Below are 13,242 nucleotides of genomic sequence, written 5' to 3'. Positions count from 1 at the left end.
GTTTTTGTGGAGCGCGCCGTGGCGCAGCTTGCCAAGGCGATTGCAGAAGGTGTGCCAAATGGGTGCGGCATGACCCAGATGGGGGCGCCTTGCGCCCTTCGCGGGCGCGCCCGCTCCCACAGGGACTGCGTGATGTCTGGCTTGTCGCGTTTCTCTGTGGGAGCGGGCATGCCCGCGAAGGGCTGCAACGCAGCCCCCCTCCCAACCCTATGCGTGAGCGGACTTTTGCTTACTGGCCAAGCGTGATAGGCGGATTTCCGCTCATTCTCGCCCGATAAAATCCTCGCGCACCAAGCCATGCCGTTGCATCTTCTCGTTCAGCGTACGCCGCGGCAGTTGCAAGGCTTCCATCACCGCCTTGATCTCGCCCCCATGCTGGCGTAGCGCCGCGCGCAGGCATTGCGCCTCGAACGCTTCCATCTGCTCGCCAAGCGATTGCCCGGCAGGCGCCACCTCGATGTTCAGCGAACCCAGCCCCAGCGCATGGCGTTCCGCCGCATTGGCCAGCTCACGCACGTTGCCCGGCCAGTCATGCGACAGCAAGTGCGCCAGTTGCGCGCCCGACAGCGGCGGGGCCGTACGGCCAAGCTTGTCGCCAGCAGCACGGGCAAAGTGCTCGAACAGCAGCGGAATATCCTCACGCCGCTCGCGCAACGGCGCCAGGCGCAATTCGGCCACGTTCAGGCGATAGGCAAGGTCTTCGCGGAAGCGCCCGGCGCGGGCCTCTTCGAGCAGGTCGGGCTTGGTCGCGGCAATGATGCGCAGATCGACGTCGATGCTCTGGTTGGCCCCCAGGCGCTCCAGCTTCTGTTCCTGGATCACCCGCAGCAGCTTGGCCTGTTGGGCCAGTGGCATGCTTTCGATTTCGTCGAGGAACACCGTACCACCGTTGGCGTACTCCAGCTTGCCGATGCGCTTGCCCTGGGCCCCGGTAAAGGCACCGCTTTCATGGCCGAACAGCTCGGCCTCGAACAGCGACTCGGGGATGGCTGCACAGTTGAGGGCGACGAACGGCTTGTCGGCGCGCGGGCCAAAATCGTGCAGGCAGCGGGCCACGCGCTCCTTGCCACTGCCGGTTTCGCCGCGAATCAGCACATTGACCGGCAGGCTGGCCAGGTCCAGCACTTGCCGCCGTAGTTGTTGCAGGCCCTGGGACATGCCCAGCAGCGTGCCTTCCAGGCGTGACTTGAGATCGGCCTGCTCGTGCAGCCGGCGGTTTTCCAGCACCAGCTGGCGCTTTTCCAGGGCCCGGCGCAGGCTACCCAGCAGGTGCTGCGGGGTGAAGGGTTTCTCCAGAAAGTCGTAGGCCCCGCTGCGCATGGCTTCCACCGCCATGGGCACATCGCCGTGGCCGGTCAGCAGGATCACCGGCAAGTCGGGGTCGTCCGCCTGCAGGCGTTCGAGCAATTGCAGACCATCCATGCCCGGCATGCGCACATCGCTGATGATCACCCCGGGAAAGTGCCGCGGCAGATGCGCCAGGCATTCCTCGGCGCGGGCGAACAGTTGCACGCTGAAGCCGGACAGGCTCAGCCATTGTTCGACCGCGGTGCGGATACTGGCTTCATCATCAATGACGATCACTGAATTCAACATACAGGCTCCAGGTCACGGGGCAGGGTAAGGCTCAGGCGCGCGCCGCCGGGCAGGTTTTCGGCCTGCAGCTGGCCACCGGCCTCATGAACGATACCGTAAGAAATGGCCAGGCCCAGCCCCAGGCCTTCGCCTACCGGCTTGGTAGTGAAGAACGGGTCGAAAACCTTGGCCAGGTCGGCCTCGGCAATGCCGCCACCCGAATCCAGCACGCTCAGCCGCCACTGCTCGCCGTCGGGCTCGATGCGGATCTCCAGGCGTTTGTAGCGCTTGTCGGCCATGGCGTCGAGGGCATTGCGCAGCAGGTTGATCAGCACCTGTTCCAGGCGAATGGCATCGCCGCGTACCCAGGCCGGGCGCGCGAGGTAAAGGGCTACCTCCACGTCTTCGCTGCGGATGCGCGCTTCCAGCAGGTGCAGGGCCTGGTCGACCACGGTGGCCAGGTCGAGGCGTTCGCGCAGGCCGACCGGGCTGTTGCGGGCGAAGGTTTTCAGGTGGCTGGTGAGCGCGGCCATGCGCGTGAGCATCTGCTCCAACGGTTCCAGTGCCTGGCGTGCTTCGTCATATCGGCCATGGTCGAGCAGCAGACGCAGGGTTTCCAGTTGCATGCGCTGGGTAGTCAGCGGCTGGTTGATTTCATGGGCCATGGCTGCCGACATCTGCCCCAGTGCGGCCAGCTTGGCCGATTGCACCAGCCCCTCCTGGGCGGTGCGCAGCTCACGGGTGCGCTCCTCGACCTGGCGCTTGAGCTCCTCCCGGCTGCGCTGGCGCAGGCGGGCCAGGCGCAGGCGCTGGCTGACGAACAGCGCAGCGAACACCAGGCTCAGCCATACGGCGGCGGCGCCGAGGGCAGCATTGCGGCCGTCGGCGGCGACCTGCGGCTTGCGCAGCAGGTGCAAGGTCCAGTTTTCACCTTCCAGCGGCAGGCTTTCCCACAGGTACTCGGTGCTGCCTTCCGGGCCTTGCACGCGGCTGAGGGTGCTGTTGGCGGCAAAACGGCTCAGCACCTGGTGTTGCAGCGGCACCAGCGGTTGCTTGTCGTACTGACGGGTTTCGGCCAGTTCGGCACGGTCGGCACCACTGAGTGGCTGCAGTTCGCGGTAGCGCCAGCCGTCCTGGTTGGCGATGAAGGTGATGCCACGGGCATCGCTGACCAGCAGGATATCGCTGCCCTGGCGCCACTCGCGTTCCAGTTCGGGGAATTCCAGTTTCACCACCATGGCACCAAGGAAGCGGCCATGCTCGTCGTTCACCGCGCTGGCGAGGAAGTAGCCCGGCACGCCACTGGTCACACCCACGGCGTAGAAGCGGCCACTGCCCTGGCTGCGGGTTTGCTTGAAGTAGGGGCGGAAACCGTAGTTGGAGCCCACGTAGCTGCTGGGCAGCCGCCAGTTGCTGGCGGCGATGGCCAGGCCGGTGCGATCGAGCAGTTCGAGGGTGGAGGAATTGGCGGCACCGTTGATGCGTTCGAGCTTGCGGTTCAGGGCGTCCTGCACCGGTTCGCTGACCGGGCCACGCAGGGCAGCGATCAGTTCCGGGTCCAGCGCCAGCACGGCGGGCAGGGCGCGGTAACGGTCGATCAGCGTGTGCAGGGTATTGGCATACAGGCTCAACTGCTGGCTGGCACGCTGGGCGTCGGCTTCCATGGCCTGGCGCTTGGCCTGGTACATGGCCCAGCCGGCGCTGAGGGCAGTGCCCAGCACGATCAACAAGGTGATCAGCCCCAGACGCAGGGCGCGAACGGAAAAGGGCATGGGGCGGATCCGGATGGATGGGATATCAGTGCCGGCCTCTTCGCGGGCTTGCCCGCTCCCACAGGAAATTCACAGCCCGATGGACTTGTGCAGTACCTGTGGGAGCGGGCAAGCCCGCGAAGGGGCCGGTACAGGCAAAACCTGTCAGTTACAGCAGTTCAAAGCTCTGCTGTTGCACCGCCTGGGAATCCAGCCCGACCTGGACATTGAATTCCCCAGGCTCGGCAACCCGCTGCAGTTGGCCATTGTAGAACTTCAGGTCTTCTTCGCTGATGCGGAAGCTCAACGTACGCGACTCGCCAGGCTTGAGCATCAGCTTCTGGAAATTCTTCAGTTCCTTCACCGGGCGGCTCATCGACGCCGATACATCCTGCAGGTACAGCTGCACCACGGTCTCGCCTGCCAGCTTGCCGGTGTTCTTCACCGTCACCTTGGCTTCCAGCGTGTCGCCACGCTTGAGGTCCTTGTTCGACAGCTTCAGCCCCGACAGCTCGAAGCTGCTGTAACTCAGGCCATAGCCGAACGGGTACAGCGGGCCATTGGGCTCCTCGAAGTACTGCGAGGTGTAGTTGCCCGGCTTGCCCGGCGTGAAGGGCCGGCCAATACGGGTGTGGTTGTAGTACATCGGGATCTGCCCTACCGAACGCGGGAAGGTGATGGCCAGCTTGCCAGACGGGTTGTAATCGCCGAACAGCACGTCGGCGATCGCGTTGCCACCTTCGGTACCGGCGAACCAGGTTTCCAGGATGGCGTCGGCCTGCTCACGCTCCCAGGCAATCGACAGCGGGCGGCCGTTCATCAGCACCAGCACCAGAGGCTTGCCGGTGGCCTTCAGGGCCTTGATCAGCTCCCGCTGGCTGGCCGGGATTTCGAGGGTGGTGCGGCTCGACGACTCGTGGGACATGCCGCGGGATTCGCCGACCACTGCCACCACAACATCAGACTGCTTCGCCGCCTTCACCGCTTCGTCGATCAGCACCGCAGGCGGGCGCGGGTCGTCGACGATTTCCGGAGCATCGAAGTTGAGGAAGTTCAGGTAATCGAACATCGCCTTGTCGCCGGTGACATTGGAGCCTTTGGCGTAGACCAGCCTGGCCTTGCCCTCCACGGCGCGGCGCAGGCCTTCGCGCACGGTCACCGAGTGCATCGGTTTGCCGTCGGCAGCCCAGCTGCCCATCATGTCGATCGGGGCATCGGCCAGTGGGCCGACCAAGGCGATGGTGCCGGCCTTTTTCAGCGGCAGCGTCTGGTTGCGGTTTTCCAGCAGCACCAGGCTGCGGCGCGCCACGTCACGCGCGGCGTCGCGGTGCAGGCGGTCGTTGCCGTAGTAGTCCTTCAGGTCGGTTTCGGCCTTGCCGATGCGCACGTACGGGTCCTTGAACAGGCCCATGTCGTACTTGGCACCGAGCACTTCGCGCACTGCCTGGTCCAGTTCGGCCTGGGTCACTTCGCCAGACTTCAGCAGGCCTGGCAGCTCTTCGCCGTACAGGGTGTCGTTCATGCTCATGTCGATGCCGGCCTTGATAGCCAGCTTGGCGGCTTCGCGCCCGTCGCGGGCGACGCCATGGCGGATCAGTTCCTGGATGGCACCGTGGTCGCTGATGGTCACGCCCTTGAAGCCCCACTCCTTGCGCAGCAGGTCGTTCATCAGCCAGGTGTTGGAGGTGGCCGGCACGCCGTTGATCGAGTTCAGCGCCACCATCACCCCGCCGGCACCCGCGTCGAGTGCGGCGCGGTAGGGCGGCAGGTAGTCGTTGTACATTTTCGGCAGGCTCATGTCGACCGTGTTGTAGTCGCGCCCGCCTTCCACCGCGCCATACAGGGCGAAGTGCTTGACGATGGCCATGATGCTGTCGGGGTTGGCCGGGCTGCTGCCCTGGAACGAGCGGACCATCACCTGGCCGATCTTCGAGGTCAGGTAGGTGTCCTCGCCGAAGCCTTCACTGGTGCGGCCCCAGCGCGGGTCGCGGGCGATGTCGACCATTGGCGCGAAGGTCATGTCCAGGGCGTCCGCCGCGGCTTCGATGGCGGCGGTGCGGCCGACCTTGGCGACGGCGTCCATGTCCCAGGTCGCGGCCATGCCCAGGCCGATCGGGAAAATGGTGCGTTCGCCGTGGACGGTGTCGTAGGCGAAGAACATCGGAATCTTCAGCCGGCTACGCATCGCCGCGTCCTGCATGGGGCGGTTCTCGGGGGCCGTGCGTGAGTTGAAGGTACCGCCGATGCGCCCGGCGGCAATTTCCTCGCGGATCTTATCCTTGGGCATTTCCGGCCCGATACTGATCAGGCGCAGTTGGCCGATCTTCTCGGCTTCGGTCATCTGGCTGATCAGATGGTCGATGAACGCCTGCTTGTCCTGCAGGGGCGGGGCGGAGGGGGCGGCGAGGGCCGCCTGACTGGCAAGGCCCATGGCCAGGCCCAGCAAAGACAGTTTCATCATCAATTCCGTTATGGGGCCTTTGCCGTATCCGCGGTGATACGTGCGCGGCCGAAGTTTTCAGGCGGCTATTGTTGTACGATTTGCAGGCATTTCTTCCAGCGGCGGATTATGCCTGAATATAGCGCCTGCGGAGGAAGCCCCGAATGCCGGGACAACAACTATAAGAACGCCCAAGAGACCGACGGCATGACCCCCTTAGACGAGTATCACCAGCGCCAGATCGCCGAAGCCATTGCCCGTGCCGAACGGCGTACCGATGCCGAGCTGGTGACAGTGCTGGCCCGCCGGGCCGATGACTACGCCTACTGGCCTTTGCTCTGTGCCGCCGTGCTGGCGCTGGCCGTGCCGGCCCTGTTGCACTGGCTGCTGGGCTGGCCCGGCGTGCGTGGCCTGCTGGTGGCCAATGTGTTGCTGTTCGTCAGCCTGTGCCTGCTGCTGCGCAACCCGCGCCTGGCCGGCTGGCTGATCCCCCGGGCATTGCGCCGCTGGCGCGCTTCGCGCCTGGCCCGCCAGCAATTTCGCGAGCAGAACCTGCAGGGCACGGCAGGCGCCACGGGTGTGCTGATTTTTGTCAGCGAGGCGGAGCGGCACGTGGAAATCCTGGTCGACCGCGGCATTGAGCACTACCTGGATGCCACGGTCCGCGCGGCCATCGTCGCCCGCTTTGCCGAACAGGTACGCCAGGGCCGCACCTTGCAGGGTTTTGTCGAATGCATCGAGGCGTGCGGCGAACTGCTCAGCGAGCACGTGCCGCCTACCCATGCGCGTAATGAGTTGCCCAACCGGCTGGTGATTCTCGATTGAGTCGGCGTGCGATGGCTTGACGCTTCCCCTGTGGGAGCGGGCGCGCCCGCGAAACTGGCGACGCGGTGTATGGCAACGGCTTCGCCGGTGTTCGCGGGCAAGCCCGCTCCCACAGGAAGTTGAGCACCCTGTAGAATGCGTGCATTGCGCCATGCGCTCCCCGCTATCCGAGGCACCGTTTTTCCATGTCCGCCAGTTCTTCCGCCCCCGCCGCGCCAGATGCGCGCGCCCAGTTTCTCGACCTGCTGAACGCCGCCCTGCACGGCAATACCTTGGTCAAACTGGTGCTGGCGCGCCATGTAGGTGCCGACCAGACCTTGCAGCGGATCGTTGCCAAGCCGCTGCAGGTCAAGGGCCAGCCGTGCCTGTCGCTGGTCTACCGCCACCAGACCCGCGACATCACCCGCAACCTGGCGCTGGACCAGGCCCAGGCGCTGGTCGCCGAGCTGTTGCCGGACAGCTTCCGTAACGCCCACTTGTTCGACGCCGACGGTGAAGTGCAGCTGACCTTCAGCAAGAAGGGCAAGCCCATGCTCCAGCGCCACGGCGCACAGGCACCGCGCGAAGCAGCCACCAGCAATAGCCATGACCGCGAGAAGAAGCGCTACCTGGAGCTGTCACGGCCGTTCCTGCGCGACCTCGGCGTGACGGATGCACAAGGTGCGCTGATCCCGTCCATGTCGCGCAAGTGGAAGCAGATCAACAAGTTCATCGAAGTCTTCGACCACGCCCTGGCCGGCGCCCCGGTGCCGGCGGATCAGGCGCTGCGGGTGGCCGACTTCGGTTCGGGCAAGGGCTACCTGACCTTTGCCATGCACGACTACCTGCGCAACAGCCTGGGCCGCGAGGCACAGGTAACCGGCGTCGAGTTGCGCCAGGACATGGTCGACCTGTGCAACGCCGCCGCCTCGCGCCTGGAGCACCCGGGCCTGGAGTTCCAGTGTGGCGATGTGCGCAGCGTGGTGCCCGAGGCCATCGAGGTGATGATCGCCCTGCATGCCTGCGACATCGCCACCGACTACGCCATTCACACCGGCATCCGTTGCAACGCCGCGATCATCATGTGCTCGCCGTGCTGCCACAAACAGATCCGCCCGCAACTGCACAGCCCGGGTTTGTTGCAACCGATGCTGCAGTACGGCCTGCACCTGGGCCAGCAGGCCGAGATGCTGACCGACAGCCTGCGCGCGCTGTACCTGGAGGCCTGCGGGTACGAGACCAAGGTGTTCGAGTTCATCTCGCTGGAGCACACCAACAAGAACAAGATGATTCTTGCAGTGAAGCGGCGGCAGGTGGGGGACAACGGCGCGTTGCTGGAAAAGATCGGGCAGCTCAAGGCGTTCTATGGTGTACAGGAGCATTGCCTGGAGACGTTGTTGCGGGCGGACGGGTTGCTGGCTGGCGTGTGATCTTCAACGGCTCTTGTGAAGCGCCGCACTCGTCAACACGTTATCCAGCAGTGGCGCATCTGAACCTTTCAGGGGCTCGGTTTCACCGACCGATGCACCGAGTTGGCGTGCCTGGCGGTACTCGCTGGGCGTGCAGTTGCTGACCTGCTTGAAGGCACGGGCGAAGTAGGAAGGGTCCTTGAAGCCGGCCTCATAGCCGATGCTGGTAATCGGCATCTGGCTGTTGACGAGGTCCATGGCCAGGTTCATGCGCTTGCTCAGGATGTAATCCAGAAACCCTACGCCGTTGACTTCCTTGAACAGGCGGCTGAAGCGGGCCGTGGTCATGCCGCAGCGCTGCGCGAGGTCCTTTTGATCGACGCATTCGCGAAAGTGCTGGTCGATGTACGGCATGACCTTGCTGAGCGCCTGATGCTTGTGGTGTTCGCCGGTCAGGCGAATGCTGTCGGGCAGGGAGGGGAGGTGATCGATGCGCTGCGCATTGCCTGAGGCCTTGCTGGCGCGGCGGATGTCGCAAAGCTGCTTGAGTCGCGTGGGAAAACCTGAACAGGGTCCAGCAGATTCGGCAAATCCGCCAGCTGGGCGGCGACGTAGCGATGCCTGAGCCGGTTGCAGTAGGCCCGGCCGTGCAGGTGACAACGGCATCGGCGCCTTGATGCCTACAGCTGACCGCGTTATTCGCTCAGGTGCGAGCTGGCGCCTCAATAGCCGATTCTGCCTGTCCGAGGGGATGCGTACTGGCATCAAAGAAATGCAGCTCCGTCCCTGACATATCCCTGAACCTATTCATAAAATGCTGCTTCTGGTTGATCACCGATGACTCGCTCAACGGCCTTATGGCAATAGACAGATGCTTCGGCCGGGCCTGTCGGATGGCTTCGAGCAGGTGCTGGTCACTGCTGTCCAGATGCTGCCCGAACAGGCATAGCCCTTGGCTTTCCTGCGCCAGCTGCCCCAGGCACCAGCCAAGGTAATCCGAGTTGCGGATGGCGCGCAGTTTCTCGTCGCTGCGATCTTCGTTGACGAACAACGGCACTTCGCCCGGAATGTTCACGGCAAAACCATCGAGCAATTCGGCGCTGTCGGCGCTGCGGTGGCGGGTGGTGCCGTCGGGTAGCTTGAGCAGGTGCAGGCCGCCATGCAGGTGCAGCACGCGGGTGCCTTCGCCGCGGGTGCGGCGCACGTCGAAGAAGCCTTGCTCGTCGAACAGTTTGGTGAAGCCGTGCGGGGCGTGTTGCACAGCCCACGGTAGCAGCAGGTCGTAGTTGCTGGTGTAGACGCTGCGGTAGCCGCGCAGGGCCTGGTTGAGGGTTGCCAGGGTGGCCGCCGGCATGAGTGGCCACGGCAGGTGCACCGTGCGGACGGCGTGAATCAGCGCTTCCTTGATCGAGTAGTAGCGGTTCAGCGGCGCGGTGGAGTTGATGGCCAGCGCGGCGTTGGTGCGTACGGTGGTGTTGAGGGCGCTGAGCACCGGCTCGAACAGTTCGGTGCCCAGTGACTTGAACAGTGCCTGGTCGCTGACGGCCAGGCCTTTCTTGCGACCGGCGCGTTGCGCTTCCTCGAACAGCGAGAAGTAGCCGAACGGCTTCCACAACGCGCGGCTGGCGCCGTTGCCCAGCAGCAGTGCGTCGCAAGGGTGCAGGGCGGCGAGTTCTGGCCAGGGGATGAGGGTGGCGTCGAGTGCGGGCATGCTGGGGTCCGTTGGGTGGAGCGAAAACGGGGCGACTTTAGCATGTCATGCAAGGTGTGCGAGGGTTGTATTCAGCCAACGGCCTTGCGGCGGCACTGACGGCAGCGCAATACCTGTGGAAGCTGGCTTGCCGGCGATAGGGCCAGTGGCAACCATGCATCTTTCAATTTTGCTCAGCCACTTCCACACTGCGGCTCCTGTTACGCCACACCCGATACGCACGGATGCCCGCCCGCACCGAGCCGAACAGCAGTTTGTCTTCCATCTCCCGGGCCATCCCCGAGCGCACCAGCATGCGCAGAAAGGTGCCGCGGGCGCGGGCTATGGCGAACAGGATACCCTGGGCCGCCAAGGTGTCGCGCACTTCGCGCAGGGCGGCGATGCCGCTGACGTCGATGCTGGTTACCGCTTCGGCATCGAACAGCACGGCCTTGGGCTGGTCGTGGCTCTGCACCGCTTCGAGCAGGCGCATCTTGAAATAGTCGGCGTTGAAGAACAGGATCGCGTCGTCGAAGCGGTACACCACCAGCCCGGGCACGGTACGGGCATCCTTGTGTTTGCGGATGTCCACCTGGCCTTCGGTGCCCGGCAGCCAGCCCAGCACCGCGTCGGTGGGCTGATAGATGCTGTACAGCAGGCGCAGGATCGCCAGGGTCACGGCAAACACGATGCCGGGCAGCACGCCCAGGCTCAGCACACCGACCGTGGTCAGCAGGCACAGCCAGAACTCGAAGCGGCTCAGGCGGCGGATATGCTTAAGCGACTTGATGTCGATCAGTCCCCAGCCTGCCATCAGCAGCACGGCACCCAGCGCGGCCTGCGGGATCCACGCCATCGGCGCGGTGAAGAACAGCAGGATCAGGGCGATGACCAGTGCTGCGATGATGCCCACCAGTTGGCTCTTGCCACCGACCATGTCGTTGACCGCAGTGCGCGAGTCTGCACCGCTGATGGCAAAGCCCTGGGAAACTCCGGCTGCCAGATTGCTTACGCCCAGGGCGACGAATTCGTGGTTGGCGTTGATCGCGTAGCCGTGCCGGGCGGCAAAGCTGCGTGCGGTGAGCATGGCGCTGCAGAAGCTGACGGTGGCGATACCCAGGGCGTCGCGCAGCAGGCTTTTCATTTCTGCCAGGTTACTGTGTGGCCAAGCCAACTGCGGGATACCGGCGGGTACCGGGCCGAGGATGGCGACGCCAAAGCGGTCGAGGCCGAACAGGCCGACCAGCAGCATGAACAGCGCGACCACTGTCAGTGCCGCGGGCAGGCGCGGGTAGCGCCGTGGTAGCCAGATCAGCAGGCCCAGTGCGGCGAGGCCGATGAACAGTGTTACCCAATGGATTTCGCCCAGGCGCTGGAAGAAGTTGATCAGGCTGAGGATGAAACCGTCGCCCTCGATTCTGAACCCCACCACCTTGGACAACTGCCCGGCGATCAGGCTCAGGCCGATGCCGTTGAGGTAGCCAATCAGGATCGGCCGCGAGAAGAAGCTGGCGATGAACCCGGCCCGGGCCACACCGGCGGCAATCAGCATGACCCCGACCAGCAGGGTGACGATCACTGACAGTTCGGCAATCCGGTGCGGCTCGCCCATGGCCAGCGGCGCCACGGCACCGGCGATCATCGCGCAGGTGGCGGCGTCGGGGCCGACCATCAACTGGCGTGAGCTGCCGATCAGGGCATAGACCATCATCGGCAGCACACAGGCGTACAGGCCGTACTGCGGCGGCAGGCCGACGATCTGCGCGTAGGCGATGGCAATGGGAATCTGGATGGCTGCCACCGACAGGCCGGCCTGCAGGTCGGCGTGGAACCACTCTCGGCGGTAGCGCAGCAGGTTGGCAAGGCCCGGTAGCCAGCGGGAGAGAAACATGCGTCGTCCTTTCGAAATGCTTCACGAGTCCATCCACGCATTGAAGCGGATCGGCAGGCAAATGGCCATGGGGCAGGTCAAAGGGAAGGGGGTGAAACGAAAAAAGGAGCCTGGGCTCCTTTTGACAGCGATGACGTTGCGGGAACGCCATGCGGGAATGCGATGTGGAGCGGGTAGAGGGAATCGAACCCTCAACTAAAGCTTGGGAAGCTTTCGTTTTGCCACTAAACTATACCCGCATCTGCGCTGCACTTTTTACCAGAACCCTCCACGAATTAGAAGCCCAAGTTATAAAAAAGCTTGTCGGCACCCCATTAGCCTGCGGGTATCGCCTACGGGGCGCCGATGCGCTCAGATGGCCAATGCATGCTGCCCCTGTTGTACGTGCTGGTAGCGTTGACGAGGTTCGCGCACGGTCGGCTTGAGGAAACCGAGCAAGACGCTGCGGGTGTTCTCGCAGGCGGCCTTGTTTTCCATGTCGAGGAAGTGGCCCGCGTCACGGATCACGCTGAACTGGCTCTTGCCCACATGCTTGCCGAACTGCCTGGCATCTTCGACGGTGGTGTACTCGTCGCGTTCGCCGTTGATGAACAGTACCGGGATGTCGATATTGCGTGCGCCGTTCAGGGCCCGCTCCAGGTCATGTTGCAGCACTTGGTTGATGTGGAAGTGCATCTGCGCGTACTCGTGGCTGTCCAGGCTGCTGACGTGGCGGTAGTTGAAGCGCTTGAACAGCGACGGCAGGTGCTTGCCGATGGTGTCGTTGACCAGGTTGCCGACCTGATAGCGGTCGCAGGCGGCCAGGTACTGGCAGCCACGGTTCAGGTAGTCGCGCATCGGTTCGTTGATCACCGGCGAGAACGAGCTTACCACCGCTTTCTTCACGTGCCGCGGCTGGTGCGCCAGCGCCAGCAGCGTACTTGCGCCCCCCCACGAGAACGACATCACGTGGTCTGCCTGGAAGTGCTCGATCAGCTCAAGAAGAATATGCGCCTCGGTCTCCTTGCTGATCAGTCGTTCCTGGCGGTTATGCGGCTTGGACTTGCCGGCATATGGCTGGTCGAACAGCACTACGTTGAACTGCGGGTGCAGGTTACGTACCGTCTGGGCGAACGAGGCCGTGGTGGCCAGCGAGCCATTGATCAGGATGATCGTTTTCTCGGCCGCATCCGCGCGATAGAACTCCGTGTAAACCCGATACTGACCTTGGATATCAAGTACAGCGATTTCTGGCCTCATGTCATCGACTCCTGGCGCAAAAAGGGTATTCGCGTCACCTAGGGTGCACGTTCTTTATGACAGGTAGGCATTTGCCTGAAGAGAAACCGGGTGGCCCTGTGTCGATCCTTGGCACGTGCGTCGACGGTATTGTTTTTGGCGGGCAATTTGCCGTGCCCCAAGGCATCAAGGCCCTGGGTGGCCGGCAAAAAGTGTCTTCGACCGCGAGCGTGACTTGTTAGTCACATGCGGACTGACGATTTGGATTCAAGCAGTGGAGCGGGGATCCCGCAAGTGCCGTTCGGGAGGAAATGTGACTTTTGTCGCTGAGCGGTCGTATGACGAGCCTGAGCTGTCTTTTCGGGCCTCTTCGCGGGCTTGCCCGCTCCCACAGGTACACCACAGGCCTCAGGGTTGATGTGATCCCTGTGGGAGCGGGCGAGCCCGCGAAGAGGCCCGAACAG

8 protein-coding genes, 1 tRNA gene and 1 pseudogene are annotated in these 13,242 nt (G+C 63.9%); 2 read left to right on the top strand and 8 right to left on the bottom strand.

Annotation, left to right across the window (positions count from 1 at the left end; translation table 11 throughout):
* Window positions 1–261: 261 nt before the first annotated feature.
* The 3 genes from CAF70_RS16580 to bglX form a co-directional block, all read right to left on the bottom strand.
* A complete protein-coding gene (locus CAF70_RS16580; protein WP_085625845.1) occupies window positions 262–1,596 on the bottom strand; it encodes a sigma-54 dependent transcriptional regulator in 1,335 nt (444 codons plus the stop codon).
* On the bottom strand, window positions 1,590–3,347 hold the full coding sequence (locus tag CAF70_RS16575) for an ATP-binding protein (protein WP_085625846.1): 1,758 nt from the start codon (window positions 3,345–3,347) through the stop codon (window positions 1,590–1,592). The genes CAF70_RS16580 and CAF70_RS16575 overlap by 7 nt, the downstream gene beginning before the upstream one ends.
* A 148-nt stretch (window positions 3,348–3,495) precedes the next feature.
* Window positions 3,496–5,787, bottom strand: a complete 2,292-nt coding sequence (bglX, locus tag CAF70_RS16570) for a beta-glucosidase BglX (protein ID WP_085625847.1) — start codon at window positions 5,785–5,787, stop codon at window positions 3,496–3,498.
* 186 nt (window positions 5,788–5,973) lie between these two features.
* Between bglX and CAF70_RS16565 the strand changes: the two genes are divergently transcribed.
* Together CAF70_RS16565 and CAF70_RS16560 are read left to right on the top strand one after the other, a co-directional pair.
* Complete coding sequence (locus tag CAF70_RS16565) at window positions 5,974–6,591, top strand: TPM domain-containing protein (RefSeq protein ID WP_085625848.1); 618 nt, start codon at window positions 5,974–5,976, stop codon at window positions 6,589–6,591.
* 185 nt (window positions 6,592–6,776) lie between these two features.
* Window positions 6,777–8,000 carry an SAM-dependent methyltransferase gene (locus tag CAF70_RS16560; RefSeq protein ID WP_085625849.1) on the top strand — a complete coding sequence of 408 codons (1,224 nt, stop codon included), beginning with the start codon at window positions 6,777–6,779 and terminating at the stop codon, window positions 7,998–8,000.
* 3 nt (window positions 8,001–8,003) lie between these two features.
* Here the strand turns inward: CAF70_RS16560 and CAF70_RS16555 are convergent.
* The 5 genes and pseudogenes from CAF70_RS16555 to phaG form a co-directional block, all read right to left on the bottom strand.
* Window positions 8,004–8,534: pseudogene (locus CAF70_RS16555) on the bottom strand (helix-turn-helix transcriptional regulator); the annotation flags it as partial.
* A 148-nt stretch (window positions 8,535–8,682) separates the two neighbouring features.
* The gene (locus CAF70_RS16550) at window positions 8,683–9,690 is read right to left on the bottom strand and encodes a DUF4917 family protein (RefSeq protein WP_085625850.1); all 1,008 of its coding nucleotides are present in this window, start codon (window positions 9,688–9,690) and stop codon (window positions 8,683–8,685) included.
* Window positions 9,691–9,853: 163 nt separating this feature from the next.
* Window positions 9,854–11,560, bottom strand: a complete 1,707-nt coding sequence (locus tag CAF70_RS16545; protein WP_085625851.1) for a SulP family inorganic anion transporter — start codon at window positions 11,558–11,560, stop codon at window positions 9,854–9,856.
* Between the two features lie 165 nt (window positions 11,561–11,725).
* Window positions 11,726–11,799, bottom strand: a tRNA-Gly gene (locus tag CAF70_RS16535).
* A 112-nt stretch (window positions 11,800–11,911) separates the two neighbouring features.
* On the bottom strand, window positions 11,912–12,799 hold the full coding sequence (gene phaG, locus CAF70_RS16530; RefSeq protein ID WP_085625853.1) for a (R)-3-hydroxydecanoyl-ACP:CoA transacylase: 888 nt from the start codon (window positions 12,797–12,799) through the stop codon (window positions 11,912–11,914).
* Window positions 12,800–13,242: the final 443 nt, after the last annotated feature.

The sequence above is a fragment of the Pseudomonas sp. B19(2017) genome (assembly GCF_002113165.1).
Lineage (GTDB): Bacteria > Pseudomonadota > Gammaproteobacteria > Pseudomonadales > Pseudomonadaceae > Aquipseudomonas.
This window is presented reverse-complemented; position numbering and strand designations above follow the sequence as displayed.